The organism is Pseudomonas sp. LS_2 (assembly GCF_042709235.1).
In the GTDB taxonomy this organism is placed as follows: domain Bacteria; phylum Pseudomonadota; class Gammaproteobacteria; order Pseudomonadales; family Pseudomonadaceae; genus Aquipseudomonas.
Genome location: NZ_JAVAYC010000007.1, coordinates 141170 through 155129, shown reverse-complemented (window position 1 = coordinate 155129; position 13960 = coordinate 141170). Strand labels below are relative to the sequence as shown.

Sequence of the window (13960 nt, the reverse complement as noted above, 5' to 3'; positions counted from 1 at the left end):
ATTGTGTGGCCGCCCGGCGGGCAGACGGCCCCCAGCCCCACCCGGCATCGTGCGATGCCTGGTGGGAGTTTAAGTCATCAAGGGGTGCGAAATGGGGCGCTCGGCAAAAACGCCCAGGCAATTCATGGGTCAGGCCTACCCGGCCAACCGACGCGGCGTAGGTGCGTAGACGAAACCGGAGAACAGCCGCCGGGCGGTGCGCACCACCGACGCCTGGATCGTCTTGCCCTCGGCACCGCTGCGCGACAGCGCCACGTCGATGGCACCGCTTGGGTGTTCCAGGCGCACGGCAGTCAATGCTTGGCCCGTCTCACCGAGCATCTGGGCGATCACCGTGCCGGGGCTGACGCAGGCAGTCGCCAGCCCCACGGCACCGGTGATGGCCAAGGCGCGGTGGCAGCTGTGCGGCATGAAGTAGCGCACCTGCACCGTGCCGTCGTAGCGCGGCGGGGACACCAGTACCGGCTTGGGAATCACCATGCCACTGACATCGCCAAGGCCCATGGCCTTGCCGGCCTTCAGGCGCAAGGCTTCCAGGCGTTGCAACAGGGCGCTGTCGGCATCCAGTTCGGCGGGGGTCGACGCGCCGTTCACCCCCAGGTCGCTGGCGTGCACGATCATCATCGGCATGGCCATGTCGATGCAGGTCACCGGCACGCCGTCGATCACGTCCACGGTGTTGCCCGTGGGGAACAGCTGGCCGGTCTTGCTACCGACCGCATCGAGGAACGTCAGGTGCACCGGGGCGGCGGTGCCTGGCACGCCATCGATCGCGGTGCGGCCTTCGTAGCGCACGATGCCGCCAGGGGTCTGGACCAGGGAATTGACGAAACTGTTGGTGTTGAGGTTGCGAATGCGCACCAAGGTCTCGCCGTCCTGGCCCTTGACCAGGCCCTGCTCGATGGCGAACGGGCCAACGGCGCAAAGCATGTTGCCGCAGTTGGGTGCGGTGTCGACCCGACGCTGGGCGACCATCACCTGAACGAACAGGTAGTCGACATCGGCATCGGCATGCAACGAAGGGCTGATGATCGCCACCTTGCTGGTCTGCGGGCTGCCGCCGCCGATGCCGTCGATTTCCAGCTCATGACCGGAACCCATCAGGTTGATCAGCAGTTCGTCGCGTTCGACCACATTGGCAGGCAGGTCCCAAGCGTGGAAGAAAGGCCCCTTGGAGGTGCCGCCGCGCATGAGTACGCAAGGAATTCGTTGCATGGTTTCGCACTCTTCTGAATCAATGGACATCATTGATGTTGTGAGCAAAAGAGTGACAGGGCTGGATAAATCAATCCAATGCAAATATCGTATCCATTATTGCGATTTACAAATAAATAAACCGTAGCGGCATGAGGGCAGCCCAGCATGGAATATGAGCTTCAAGATATCCGATCTTTCGTGAAAATCGCCGAACTTGGCAGTTTCCATGAAGCTGCCGAAGCCCTTCACTTGTCTCAACCAGCCCTCAGCCGAAGGATCAAGAAGCTTGAGGAGGGCCTCGGCACCTCGTTACTGGAACGCACCACCCGTCGTGTCAGCCTCACCAGCGTCGGGCGCGATTTCCTGCCTAAGGCGCGGCGTCTTCTTGACGACTTCGAAGACTCGATCCTGAGCATTCGTGAACTCGCCGAACGCCAGACCGGCCAGGTCACCCTCGCCTGTATTCCGACGGCGGCGTTCTATTTTCTGCCCTCGGTGATTCGCGACTACAACGCGCAGTATCCGAAGATCCGCATCCGCCTGCTGGATTTGAGCGCCAACGACGGGCTTGAGGCGGTATTGCGCGGCGAGGCGGATTTCGGCATCAACATGATGAGTGGCCAGCACCCGGACATCGAGTTCGTGCCCTTGGTACAGGAACATTTCGTCCTGGCCTGTCGCCGCGACCATGACCTGGCCAAACGCGACTCGGTCACCTGGACGGAGCTTGCCGACTACAGGCTGATCGGCGTCGGCCGCCTGAGCGGCAACCGCATGCTGCTCGACCACGCGCTGTCGGGGCTGGGCCTGCGGCCAAAATGGTTCTACGAGGTGCAGCACCTGTCCACGTCGTTGGGCATGGTCGAAGCCGGGCTTGGCGTATCGGCCATGCCGAGCCTGGCCATGCCCAACGCCGACCACCCTACCCTGGTCAGCGTGCCGCTGACCGAACCCCAGGTCACCCGCACGCTGGGCCTGGTTTACCGCCGCGGAGCCTCGTTGTCGCCGGCGGCAGAGAAGTTCGTGTCGATCCTGTTGGAGAAATGGCCGAACCGGTGAGCGTCGCGCTGTGCATGTCGTCAAAAAGCTTGGGTGGGGAAATGGCATTTGCTAGATTGGCTTGATATCAAAAAGCCACCAACGCCTTTCACAGGGATGTGCCATGACCAACATCAATGTTTTTCTGCGGGAAAACCTCGCAGGTATCTCCAGCAACATCAGCATCGCACCGCAAATCGACGAGAAAAAACTCAACAATGCCGTGAAGGCTTTCGCGTTCACCGGCAGCCCGTCCACCGTCGTGGCGCTGTTCGATAACACTTTGTTCGGCAGCGGCAAGGACGGCATCTTGTTCACTGGCGAGCAACTGATCTACCGCGGCAGTTTCTCCGAACCGGTCAGCGTGCCCTTCGCTTCCATCGAAGCCGTGGAGTATGTGGAGACCGTGACCGGCAGCAAGGGCGACAAGGTCGAAGTGTCGATGCTGATCCGCCGCAAGGACGGCGCGGCCCTTCCGATCACCGGCCTGCTCAGCTGCAACTACCGCAAGCTGGTGGACACGCTGCAGAGCTGCGTGCAGGACTTCACCGAGTTCACCGAAGAGCGCCAGCTCATCTCCATCGATGAACTGGGCGAACCACTCAAGGTCGCCTACGTGCAGGCGGTCATCAACATGGCCTACGACAACGACCAGGTCATCGATGACAAGGAGTTCGCCGAAGTGCTCCAGCTGATGACCCGCCTGGACCTCACCCCCGAAGCCCGCTTCATCCTGCGTGCCTACATGGCTTCCAGCAGTGGGCACCTCCCTCTGGCCACCCTGCTCGAGCGCATCAACGGCAACAGCCCGGCAGGGCAGGTCAAGGCGCTGCATGTATCGCTGGTCAAGGACCTGATCAATGTCTACTACAGCACCGGTGGGCGTGACATCGCGCAGTTCGCGTTCCTGCAGAACAACCGCGAGTTGCTGGATGTCAGCGACGAGGAAATCGAGCTGGCGGTCATGGCCATCAAGAATGACTACGACATGCTGCGCGACGACCTGACCGATGACCAGATCGTCTCGGCGCTGAAATTGCTCTCGGCAAAAGCCGCGGCGGTGGGCACGCCCCTGGCGGCGGTGTACCTGTCAGGCTCGGTGGTAGGCATGTCGGCGGCGGGCCTGACTTCGGGACTGGCGAGCCTGGGCATGGGCGGGCTGCTCGGTATGTCGGGCATGATGACCGGTATCGGCGTTGCCGTATTGATCGGTGTCGGTGCGTATGCCGGTGTACGCAAGCTGACCGGCGCCAACGAGCTGACCCGCTCCAAACGCCGCGAGCTGATGCTCAACGAAGTGATCAAACAGACCCAGCTGACCATTTCCCTGGTGATGAAGGACATCAATTTCATCACCGAAAAGCTCAACGAAGCCATCCGTACCCATGGCGTCCAGGACGCGCAGATCAAACGGCTGGCTGGGTTGATGGCGCAGATGACCGGCGCCGGCGCCGTGCTCACGGAGAAGACCAGCTCGGCCCAGGCCAGCGCCACCAAGTTGCGTTGCGCCCAATATCTGGATGAAAGCAAGCTGCGCGCCTTGACCCGCGAGCCGACCAAGGCAGAGCTGCACCCGTGGATCCTCGAGTTCTACGAACAACGCCCCGTGGTGGTGGGGCGTGACGAGGCCGGCGAAGAGAAGACCGAGATGAAGCTGTGCCTCAAGCGTGACCGCGACCGCAAGCAACTGGAGACCCTTGCCCGCGCCTTCGAAGCCATCGGCTACTTCAATGTCGGCGACGTGTTGCTGGGCACCGCCAGCGAGGCTGCGGGCAAGGCCCGTGAAAAACTGAGCAGCCTGTTCTCATGAGCACCAAGCCGCCGCTTTACGAGCAAGCCCAGGCGCTGGGTATTCAGCAACACCAGCTCGAGCAGAGCAATGCCCACCTGGACGCCATGCTCGGCACCCTCGAACAGATGGGCCATGACCAGCGCAGCAACGCCGACCTGCTGGAGAGCCTCCTGGCCCAGGCCCAAGGCGCCCTTGAGGGCCAGGACCTGGTGTTCATCGACTCCCATGAAACCCCTGTGTTCGAGCACGAGCTGCTGGCAGTACCGGTGGACTACCAGGCCACCTTGCAACCACTGCCGATGCTCGACGTCGTCGACATCGACGACGATGCGAACAGGCTCGACTGCCTGGCCCAGCTCGACAGCTATGCCGCACGCCAAGGGTTGGAGCGTTCCGAAGACCCGTTCCGCTGCCTGATGACCGACAGCCAGCGGGTAGTGCTGGAAAAACGCATCAAGGACGAGTTCGCGATCAAGGCCGCCGCCTGCGACCAGTACGATTACATGATCGCCGGGACCTGCGGTCTTATCGGCGGCCTGGTCGATGTGTTCTTCGTGGGCGTGCCGGGCAAGGGCGCCTTGGGGAAATGGGCCGATGAGCAGACCGACAACGCGGTCAAGGGCTTTGCCAAGCTCAATGGCTGGAAAGGGGCGCGGGAAGGCTCCAGCGAAATCGCCAGTGCCATCAGCTTTCTTGAGCAGAAGTTCCACATCAACTACGACCACGCCACCACCCATGCCACTGGCGGTGCCGTGAAAAACATGTCGATGAGCAACCATCATGTGAAAAGCCTGGGGCACTCACCGGATTTGCTCGGGCTGTTCTTCTCGATTCTCGACCAGTTCAGCAATACCGCCCACTTCGTCGACAAGGGCAAGCTGATCAGCATTGACACCAAGACCTTCGAACTCAGTGGCTCCAACCTGGTAGCCAAGGTGTTCGCAGGCTTCATGAACTGGCTGGGGCACCTGTTCTCTGACATGGCCGGTTCATCTGGTGGGCGGGGAAAGGTGAATGCCGGGCGTGGGTCCGGTATTCCGATTCCCTTCTATTCGCTGTTGCAGTTCCTCAACCTGGGTGCCTTCGGCCAGCATCGCCAGACCTTCGCCACCATCGCCGTGAAGGTATTCGAAGCCGGCTACGACCTGCGCCACGGCCTGGCCATGGCCATTCCGGTGCTGATCACCGAACTGCTCACCCGCATGATGTGGGTCATCAAGCAACGCTTCTACCACGAGCAGGCATGGCGCGACTGCATGCCCACGGCGAGCAACCCAGAGCTGCGTAGAATGTTGCTGATCGGCCATGGCACCTTGTGCCTGGTCGACGGTACCGATGCAGCGCTGCGTTCGGGGGGCAATATCGTCGCCTTCATGGTACGCAGCAACCTGATCGCATGGGCCCGCTTCGGCACCTTGGCGATCAAGGAGCTGAAAGCCTGCTACCTGGCGGGCTCGCTGGATGTAGAAGCGGTCGACGCCTACCTGGACGCCGAATACGCACGCCTGCTGGCGGCGTGAGCCTGGCTCGACCGCGCCAGCGAAGGCGCGGTCGAGCGGTTCTACGGTTGGAAGGTCACCGCCTGCAACGGCGCGGTATTGACCTTCAACTCGAACACATCCGGACGCGAATAATGCCCCGTCGCATCGAAGTCCAGGTTGCCCTGGCTGAGCAGGCTCATGTCCAGGTCGGCGTACAGTTCGGTCTCGCAATCGAACACCGGGCCTGCAAGTACCTCACCCAGGGGGCTGACGATCATGCTGCCACCGCGCATCACGTAGTCGTCTTCCTGGAAGTCCAGGCCGAATGCCTCGCGGTGCTGCGCCGGGAACTCGCCCAGGCGAATGGCCTGACAGGACGACAGCACGAACACCCGGCCTTCCAGCGCGATGTGCACCATGGAACTGGCCCAGCTGGGGCGATCATCGGCGGTGGGGGTGCAGTACAGCTGCACGCCCTGGGCGTACATGGCCTGGCGCAGTGCCGGCATGTAGTTTTCCCAACAGATTACGTTACCGATCACGCCCAGTTCGGTGCTTACCGGCTCCAGGGTCGAGCCGTCACCAAAGCCCCAGATCAGCCGCTCCTGTCCGGTGGGCATCAGCTTGCGACGGTAGTTGGCGATGCCTCGGCCCGGCACCAGGGTCACGGCAGTGCAGTACAGGGTGCGGCCAAAGCGCTCGATAATACCGACCACGGTGGTCACGCCGGTCTGCTCGACACTCTCGGCCAGCGCAGCCAGCTCGGGGCCGTCCAGTGTCACGGCACCCTCGACATAGCGCTGGTACAGTGCTCGCCCGGGTGCTGCGCGGTTGCCCACTACGCTGCCGAACGACACGCCCTTGGGGTAACCGCCTATGAATGCCTCCGGGAACACCGCAAGCCGGGCGCCCTGCTCTGCCACCCGGCCCAGGATACCGGCGGCTTTTTCGACACTGGCCATCGGCTGGTAAGGCACCGAGGCGGCCTGGATGATTGCTACACGGGTCATGATGACTCCTGTCTCTGCTGAAAAAGGGTTCAGAAGCGGGTGATATCGTTGTCGCGGGTTTCCGGCAGGGTCTTGCAGAGCACCACCAGGCACACCAGCGACACCGCCGCCAGGTAGACCGCCGGCAGGTTCGCGTTGCCGGTCATGCTGATCAGCGCGGCGGCAATGAACGGCCCGGGGCCGGCAAGGGTGGCCAGTGCCAGGTTGTGGCCCAGGGCCGCACCGGAAGAGCGGATGGACGCAGGGAACACTTCCACCAGCAGCACCACGTCCATCACAGCGGTCACGGCCACCAGCAGACCGAGCACGATCAACCCGGTGAGGATCACCACCGGGTTGCCGCTGTTGAGCATCAGGAAAATCGGGAACGCCAGCACGGTCAACCCAGCCGCCGCGCCCAGCAGCAGCTTGCGCCGGCCGATCCGGTCGCTGAGCTGGCCGACCAGAGGGTTGGCGATGACGTACACCAGCAACGCGATACTGCACAGCCACAGCGCGGTGCTGCGCGGCAGGCCGACGGTGCTGACCAGGTGGTTGTTGGCGTAGGTGACGAAGTAGTACAGCGACACCCCGAACAATGCGGAGAACGCAAAGGTGGTGATGAATGCACGACGACGCACGGCCTTGCTCGGTGCCTGGGCCTTCTGGCCATCGCGCTGGCGCACCATTTCCTCGTATACCGGGGTGTCGCCGAGCTTGCGGCGGATGAACACGGCAATACCGGTCATCACGATCGACACCACGAACGGCACGCGCCAGCCCCAGCTGTTCAACTGCGCCTCGTCCATGGTCGAGGTGAGGGTCGCGGCAACGAACGTACCGAACAGGAAAGCCAGGCCCGCCGTGCCGGTGATCACGCTGGCAGCGGTGGCGCGGCGGTTCGATGGCGCGCTCTCGACCATGTAGATACCGGCGCTGGACCACTCGCCCCCGACCATCATGCCCTGGATGAAACGCATGGCGATCAGCAGGATCGGCGCGGCAATGCCAATCGCCTCGTAGGTCGGTAACAAACCAATGATGGTGGTGCACACGCCCATGCCGAACACCGTGATCACCAGCACCGCACGGCGGCCGAAGCGATCGCCGATGGGGCCCAGCAGCAGCGCCCCGAGTGGCCGCGAAAGAAAGCCCACGGCGAACACTGCCAGCGAAGACAGCAGCGATACTCCCGGTGCACTCGAGGGAAAGAACAGCATCCCGATCACTGCGGCGAAGTAGCCATACACCGCGAAATCGAACCACTCCATGAAGTTGCCGATGCCGACCGCGATGGCCCGCTTGCGGATATCCACCTGCCCTTCGGTGGTATGCGTGTTGCTTGCACCCACGCTGTGTGACGTCGCGCCCATGACCTGCTCCTCGTGTTGTTATGCTGGTTGTAGGCGCCAGACTGGAACTTCATCGATCACGGGGCAAACGATTAGGAAATATGAGCCGGATTAACGTACGTAATATCTCGCGAGTGGACCTCAACCTGCTGCTCACCTTCCACTGCCTGATGACCGAGCGTAGCGCCACCCGCGCCTCGGCCATGCTGCACGTGACCCAAGGTGCGGTGAGCGCGGCCTTGCGCCGGTTGCGCGAGCATTTTGGCGACGAGCTGTTCATCCGCACCGCCTCCGGCATGCAACCCACGCGCAGGGCCATGGAACTGGCACCGCGGGTGGCCGAGGCGCTCACCTCGATTTCCGGGATGCTCACCGCAGAAGCGGACTTTTCGCCGCACGATTCCAGCTATGTGTTCAACATCGGGCTGTCCGACGACATCGAGGCGTACCTGGCGCCACGCATCATCAACGCGGCAGCCACCCAACAGCTGGGCGTGAGTTTTGCCTTCCACCAGAGCAACAGCCTGTTGTGGAAGCAGTCGCTGCAAGACCCGGACATGGACTTGGTGATTTGTAGCGAACCGAAGGATTTCAGCACCTGCTTCTCGTCCCAGGTACTGTTCTCGTCGTCCTATTCGTGCCTGTTCAACCCCAGCGCCCGGAAGGCGGACACGTCGATCAGCCTTGAGGACTACTTCCAGGCCAACCACGTGCGGATCTCCTACGATGGTCGGCGTGGCTTCATCGACGACATGTTCGAAGCGGCAGGCTATGCGCGGCAGGTCACGGCTTCGTTCACGCACTTCAGTGGTGCGCTCACCACCCTGGTGCACAGCGACGTCATCGCCACCATTCCCAGCTTCGCCGCCGAAAGCTATGCCGCCATGAGCGCGCTGACCGTGTGCCCGGTGCCGTTCCCGGTACCTTCGTTTCGCTGTTTCATGGTGTGGGACATGACCAAGCACAACAAGCCTCACCATGAGTGGCTACGCCAGTTCATCGGCGAAGTGACGCAGGCGGTGCGCCTGCACGAATGACTGCAAGGGTTCACGCCCTGGTGGACTCCCAAGCCGACCCCGGATTCAGCTATTGTCTGGCCTCCACTCCTGACCAGGGCCCTCCCCCATGCGCATTGTCATCCCCGACGACTACCAGGACGTTATCCGCTCGCTCGACTGCTTCCAGCGCCTGGGCGGGCACGAAGTCAGCGTGCTCCATGAATGCCACCCCGCCACGCTGGATGAACTGGCCGCGCGCTTCGCCGAGGCCGACGCGCTGGTGCTCACCCGCGAGCGCACGCGCATCGATGCCGCGCTGCTGGACCGCTTGCCGAAACTCAAGTTGATCAGCCAGACCGGCAAGGTGTCTGGACATCTGGACCTGGCGGCCTGTACCGCGCGCGGCGTGGTGGTGTGCGAGGGGCGTGGCTCGCCGGTAGCACCGGCCGAGCTGGCCTGGGCGCTGATCCTCAATGCACGTCGCCAACTGATACCGGCCATCGAGGCTTTCCGCCAAGGGCAATGGCAGGTCAACCTGGGCCAGGCGCTGGCGGGGCAAGTGCTGGGGATATGGGGTTACGGCAAGATCGGCCAGCGCCTGGCACGCTATGCCCAGGCGTTCGACATGCCGGTGCTGGTCTGGGGCAGCGAGACCAGCCGCGCCGCCGCACAGGCCGATGGGCACCAGGCAGCGGCCTCGCGCGAAGCGTTCTTCGCCGAAGCGGATGTGCTCAGCCTGAACCTGCGCCTTTCCGAGCGCACACGGCACCTGGTGACCCCGGATGATCTCTCACGAATGAAGGCCGACGCCCTGCTGGTCAATGTCAGCCGCGCCGAACTGATTGCGCCCGGGGCATTGCTCGAGGCCCTCGATGCCGGGCGGCCAGGCTTCGCCGCGGTGGACGTATTCGAGCAGGAACCATTGCTCGACCCCGGCCACCCGCTGCTGCGACACCCACGGATATTGAGCACGCCGCACCTGGGGTATGTGGAGAAGAATGGCTATGAACTGTACTTCGGCGATGCCTTCGACAACGTGGTGTCGTTCTTCGAAGGCGCGCCGAAGAACATCGCCAACCCCGAGGCACTGAAGCTGTAGGAGCGGGCTTGTCCGCGAAGGCAACACCGCGGTGGATGGCACCGGCCTTGCCGATATTCGCGGGCAAGCCCGCTCCTGGAGGTATGGCGCTGCTCTTGGGAAAATCTCACCAACCGTTTTCACGCGGCCACTGCCCGGCCTCGCCACTGCCCAGCAGCGCGACATACGCCGGGTACTGCGCCCCGGTCGCGCAAGCATGGTTAGGCAGGATGCGCAGCCGCGTGCCCAGGGCGAAGCGTTGCACCACATCCACCGCCTGACCGGCCTCGAACGACGCCACACCATGCTCCTGGTTCGCCGAGCGCAGCAGCAGGCCGTCGATCGGCACCCCATCGGCATCGCACACCTGCCCATAGCCGTAGTCGCACTTCTGGGCCTGGGTGCCACGATCGCGACTCATCGCCATCCAGCCGGCGTCGGTAATGATCCAGCCCTTCTCCGGCTGGTGCCCGATCACCGTGGTCAGCACGCTCAAGGCCAACTCGTCCAGGCCGCACACACCCACGTTATGCATCACCAGATCGAAGAACACATACACCCCGGCGCGCAGCTCGGTAACCCCTTCCAGGTGCGCTGCGCTCAACGCCGTGGGCGTCGAGCCTACGCTCACCTCCGTGCAGGGCAGACCCGCTGCGCGAATGACCTCGGCCGCTTTCACGCACTCGCTGCGCTCGAGCTCGGCAATGCGCTGCAAGGCTTCGGGGGTATCGAGCTTGTAGCTTTCGCCGGCATGGGTCATCACCCCCTTGAGCCGTGCACCGCCGTCATGCAGGGTCCTGGCGACCTCCAGCAGCAACGGGTCATCGCTGCGTACGCCGGAGCGGTGGTGGTCGCTGTCGATCTCGATCAACACCTCGAAGCGCTCGCCGTGGCGCTGGCCGAACTCGCAGATTGCCTTGGCCCCGGCAACGCTGTCGGTAACGATCACCAGGGCGCAACCCGCGCGACGCAGGGCCAGGGCCTGCTCTAGCTTGGTAGGCGCCATCGCCACTGCGTAAAGGATGTCGGTGACGCCCTGGGCAAAGAACACCTGCGCCTCCTTGAGGGTGGACACCGTGATGCCCTGCGCACCAGCGCTCACCTGGGCCTCGACTACCTGCGGGCACTTGCTGGTCTTCACATGCGGGCGCAGCTTCACACCCAAATGGTTCGCACGTTGCTGCATCCGCTGGATGTTGCGCTGCATGCGGGCAACGTCGATGACGGCGCAAGGGGTATCTAACGTGGGGTTCATGGGGCATCCTCTTCGCTGGAGCGTTTGCAACCTCTGGGTACAACGCTCTATGTTCTAGTTAATGTTTCTCGAAACGCTCATCAAGCCAATTTCAATGCTCGCCTTTGCCGACCTGGAACGACCGGATACCACCCCCCCATGCAGAACGTGACCCCCGAACAGCAAGCGCTGATCAGCCAGCTGGAACAGATCGCCGAAGGCCTGAGTCAGACCTTCAGCCCCTTCTGCGAAGTGGTGCTGCACGACCTGCGCGACCCACAACATGCCATCCTGGCGATCCACAACAACCTCTCCGGGCGCGAGGTGGGCCAGCCGGCGACCGAGCTCGGCCTGGCGCGTATCGCCGACCCCGATTACCCGCAAGTGATCGCCAACTACCCGAACCATTTCAAGGATGGCCGGCCGGTGAAAAGCACCTCCATCGGCATCAAGGATGCCAGCGGCCGCTATGTGGCGGCCTTGTGCATGAACGTCGACCTCACCCTGTTCAGGGGCCTGCAAGGCATGCTCGAACAGTTCGGCAGCTTTGGCAGCGAGCGCCCGAACGAGTCGCTGGAAAGCAGCGGCGCGGACAGCATTCGCGACCGTATCGACCAGTTCGCCGCGCGCCTGGCCACCACCCCACGCACCCTGAAGGCAGCCGACCGGCGCTTGCTGCTGCAAGAGCTGAAAGCGGCGGGAATGTTGGATATCCGCAAGGCGATGGATACTGTCGCGGCGCACCTGGGGGTCTCGCGCGCGACGGTTTACAGCGACAGCAAGGGCTGAGATCGGGGCCGCCTTGCGGCCCCGATTACGACTGAAGGAAGCGCCCGAGCTTGTCGATGTCGATATTTCCCCCGGTGATGATTACCCCAACGCGTTTGCCTTGCAGTTCATCCTTGAGCTTGCGCACCGCCGCCAGCCCCAGGCAGCCGGTAGGCTCGACCACCATCTTCATGCGCTGGACGAAGCATTTCATCGCCGCCACCAGTTCGTCGTCCGACACAGTGACGATGCGGTTCACCCCGTCGAGAATGATCGGGAAGGTGTAGTTCCCCAGGAATTGCGTCTGCGCACCGTCGGCGATGGTCTCGGGGGTGTCGATGCGCACGATCGCCCCGCTCTCGAACGAGCGCTGGCCATCGTTGCCAGCTTCTGGCTCTACGCCAATCAACATGCAGTCCGGCGCCAACGCGCGGGTCGATAGCGTGGTGCCGGAAAGCATCCCACCGCCGCCAAGCCCGACGAACAGGGCATCGAGCGCGCCGACCTCTTCGAACAGTTCCTTGGCCGCCGTTCCCTGCCCACTCAGGATATCGGGGTGGTCGTAGGGCGGGATCAGCGTCATGCCGCGCTCGGCCGCCAGTGCCCGGCCTATTTCAGCGCGGTCCTCGGTGTAGCGGTCGTACAGGATCACTTCGGCGCCATAGCCTCGGGTAGCCGCCACCTTGGTCGCTGGGGCATCGCTAGGCATCACGATGGCTGCCGGCATGCCGAGGATCGATGCGGCCAAGGCAATGCCCTGGGCATGGTTGCCCGACGAGAAGGCCACCACACCAGCCTGGCGCTGCCCGGCATCGAACTGAGACAGCGCGTTGTACGCTCCGCGGAACTTGAACGAGCCTGTGCGTTGGTAGTTCTCGCACTTGAAGAACAGGTGTGCGCCGATTTCCCGATCGAGGGTGCGCGATGTCAGCACCGGGGTGATGTTGGCAGCGCCTTCGAGCCGCTGCGATGCCGCGACGACATCTTGGTAGGTGGGCAAGGTGATGGGCATGACGTAGTTCCTCGATTCAATTACCAGGGCCAGGAGACGGCGTGGCCGATCTCTTCGTTTTCTGCCTGCTCGAACAGCATCCAAGCAACGGCCAGGTCTTGCAGCGCCAACCCGGTCATGTCGAACAGCGTGATGTCATGGGCGCCGCGCAGATGCAAGGCCTTGCCAGTGAGCACCTCGCCTATTTCCGTCACCGGCAATGCCGGCGCCCACTGGCTTTCGCCGACCTGGCGGGCTTGCAGCCGGTCATCGACGAACACCTGCGCCTTGGCCAGCAAGCCTTCCGGGGCTTCGCGCTTACCTTGGATATCGGCGCCGACGCAGTTGAAGTGGGTACCCGGCTGCACGGCATCAAGGTCGAACAGCACCTGCCGAGCGGGCGTGGCGGTGATCACCACGTCGCTGTTGGCCACGGCATCGTTGGCCGAGGCCCCCAGGCCGATGTCGCAGCGGCTGGCAAAGCGGGCTTCGAAGGTGGGCTTGGGCTTGCCGTCGCCACTGAGATAGGTCACCGAACGCAAGCCAGGCATCACGCGCAAGGCGTAGTCCAACTGGATGCTCGCCTGCACACCCGTACCGAACACCGTCAGGCGGGCGCTGCCTGGCCGCGCCAGCAGCTCCAGCCCCAGCGCCCCGGCAGCTCCGGTACGCAAGGTGGTCACGGTGTTGCCATCGATGATACACAGCGGGCGGCCAGTCGCAGGGTCGACCAGCACGATGGTGGCCTGATGCGGCTCGCCGCCCGCGGCGCGATTGGTCGGCCAGAAACCTGCGGCTTTGAACCCGAGTACATTCTGGCTGGCGATGCCACCGGACTTGATACCGAATATGCCGCCGCAGGCCAGGGCCTCGCGAACCATCGGGAATACCTGCCCTGCGCCGTCACTGTGCAGCTGGAAGGCTTCGCGTACCGCTCCCAGGACCTGCTCCGGTCGAATCAATCGGTTGACACTGTCGCGGTCTAGCAGCCTGAGGGTTTCCAGTTTGGCCATCGGGGTGCTCCTGGATAGAAAATCTATTT

General features: G+C 63.2%; 12 protein-coding genes. 6 read left to right on the top strand and 6 right to left on the bottom strand.

The annotated features are described in order from the left end of the window. Positions 1-135: 135 nt before the first annotated feature. The gene (locus RAC97_RS09020; protein WP_375100605.1) at positions 136-1215 is read right to left on the bottom strand and encodes a 4-oxalomesaconate tautomerase; all 1080 of its coding nucleotides are present in this window, start codon (positions 1213-1215) and stop codon (positions 136-138) included. Positions 1216-1362: 147 nt separating this feature from the next. Between RAC97_RS09020 and RAC97_RS09015 the strand changes: the two genes are divergently transcribed. From RAC97_RS09015 to RAC97_RS09005, 3 genes are all read left to right on the top strand, one after another. Further along, complete coding sequence (locus RAC97_RS09015) at positions 1363-2256, top strand: LysR family transcriptional regulator (RefSeq protein WP_375100604.1); 894 nt, start codon at positions 1363-1365, stop codon at positions 2254-2256. A 103-nt stretch (positions 2257-2359) separates the two neighbouring features. After that, the gene (locus RAC97_RS09010) at positions 2360-4045 is read left to right on the top strand and encodes a hypothetical protein (protein WP_375100603.1); all 1686 of its coding nucleotides are present in this window, start codon (positions 2360-2362) and stop codon (positions 4043-4045) included. Further along, positions 4042-5547, top strand: a complete 1506-nt coding sequence (locus RAC97_RS09005; protein ID WP_375100602.1) for a hypothetical protein — start codon at positions 4042-4044, stop codon at positions 5545-5547. Before RAC97_RS09010 ends, RAC97_RS09005 begins: the two co-directional genes overlap by 4 nt. A 41-nt stretch (positions 5548-5588) precedes the next feature. On the opposite strand, the gene RAC97_RS09000 is transcribed toward RAC97_RS09005, so the two are convergent. Beyond that, entirely contained in the window at positions 5589-6518 is a 930-nt protein-coding gene (locus RAC97_RS09000) for a carbon-nitrogen hydrolase family protein (protein WP_375100601.1), read from the bottom strand. A 29-nt stretch (positions 6519-6547) separates the two neighbouring features. After that, the gene (locus RAC97_RS08995; protein WP_375100600.1) at positions 6548-7870 is read right to left on the bottom strand and encodes an MFS transporter; all 1323 of its coding nucleotides are present in this window, start codon (positions 7868-7870) and stop codon (positions 6548-6550) included. Positions 7871-7950: 80 nt separating this feature from the next. On the opposite strand from RAC97_RS08995, the gene RAC97_RS08990 reads away from it, so the two are divergent. Continuing rightward, positions 7951-8886, top strand: coding sequence for a LysR family transcriptional regulator (locus RAC97_RS08990; protein ID WP_375100599.1), 936 nt, complete (start codon positions 7951-7953; stop codon positions 8884-8886). Between the two features lie 88 nt (positions 8887-8974). Further along, positions 8975-9946: a D-2-hydroxyacid dehydrogenase family protein gene (locus RAC97_RS08985; protein WP_375100598.1), complete on the top strand. Its 972-nt coding sequence runs from the start codon at positions 8975-8977 to the stop codon at positions 9944-9946. Positions 9947-10052: 106 nt separating this feature from the next. Here the strand turns inward: RAC97_RS08985 and RAC97_RS08980 are convergent, their stop codons facing one another. Next, positions 10053-11180 (bottom strand): DSD1 family PLP-dependent enzyme, encoded by a 1128-nt coding sequence (locus tag RAC97_RS08980; RefSeq protein WP_375100597.1) that lies wholly within the window; start codon positions 11178-11180, stop codon positions 10053-10055. Positions 11181-11318: 138 nt separating this feature from the next. Between RAC97_RS08980 and RAC97_RS08975 the strand changes: the two genes are divergently transcribed. Beyond that, on the top strand, positions 11319-11948 hold the full coding sequence (locus RAC97_RS08975; protein WP_375100596.1) for a transcriptional regulator: 630 nt from the start codon (positions 11319-11321) through the stop codon (positions 11946-11948). A gap of 25 nt (positions 11949-11973) precedes the next feature. Here the strand turns inward: RAC97_RS08975 and RAC97_RS08970 are convergent, their stop codons facing one another. Together RAC97_RS08970 and RAC97_RS08965 are read right to left on the bottom strand one after the other, a co-directional pair. Beyond that, entirely contained in the window at positions 11974-12939 is a 966-nt protein-coding gene (locus RAC97_RS08970; protein ID WP_375100595.1) for a threo-3-hydroxy-L-aspartate ammonia-lyase, read from the bottom strand. Between the two features lie 20 nt (positions 12940-12959). Further along, positions 12960-13931 (bottom strand): ornithine cyclodeaminase family protein, encoded by a 972-nt coding sequence (locus tag RAC97_RS08965; RefSeq protein WP_375100594.1) that lies wholly within the window; start codon positions 13929-13931, stop codon positions 12960-12962. Between the last annotated feature and the right edge of the window lie 29 nt (positions 13932-13960).

Bases quoted from the DNA above. Each gene is read 5' to 3' on its own strand.
- RAC97_RS08965 (WP_375100594.1), bottom strand. From the start codon at position 13,931: ATGGCCAAACTGGAAACCCTCAGGCTGCTAGACCGCGACAGTGTCAAC.
- RAC97_RS08990 (WP_375100599.1), top strand. From the start codon at position 7,951: ATGAGCCGGATTAACGTACGTAATATCTCGCGAGTGGACCTCAACCTG.
- RAC97_RS09000 (WP_375100601.1), bottom strand. From the start codon at position 6,518: ATGACCCGTGTAGCAATCATCCAGGCCGCCTCGGTGCCTTACCAGCCG.
- RAC97_RS08975 (WP_375100596.1), top strand. From the start codon at position 11,319: ATGCAGAACGTGACCCCCGAACAGCAAGCGCTGATCAGCCAGCTGGAA.
- RAC97_RS08980 (WP_375100597.1), bottom strand. From the start codon at position 11,180: ATGAACCCCACGTTAGATACCCCTTGCGCCGTCATCGACGTTGCCCGC.
- RAC97_RS09015 (WP_375100604.1), top strand. From the start codon at position 1,363: ATGGAATATGAGCTTCAAGATATCCGATCTTTCGTGAAAATCGCCGAA.
- RAC97_RS08970 (WP_375100595.1), bottom strand. From the start codon at position 12,939: ATGCCCATCACCTTGCCCACCTACCAAGATGTCGTCGCGGCATCGCAG.
- RAC97_RS09010 (WP_375100603.1), top strand. From the start codon at position 2,360: ATGACCAACATCAATGTTTTTCTGCGGGAAAACCTCGCAGGTATCTCC.
- RAC97_RS08995 (WP_375100600.1), bottom strand. From the start codon at position 7,870: ATGGGCGCGACGTCACACAGCGTGGGTGCAAGCAACACGCATACCACC.
- RAC97_RS09020 (WP_375100605.1), bottom strand. From the start codon at position 1,215: ATGCAACGAATTCCTTGCGTACTCATGCGCGGCGGCACCTCCAAGGGG.
- RAC97_RS08985 (WP_375100598.1), top strand. From the start codon at position 8,975: ATGCGCATTGTCATCCCCGACGACTACCAGGACGTTATCCGCTCGCTC.
- RAC97_RS09005 (WP_375100602.1), top strand. From the start codon at position 4,042: ATGAGCACCAAGCCGCCGCTTTACGAGCAAGCCCAGGCGCTGGGTATT.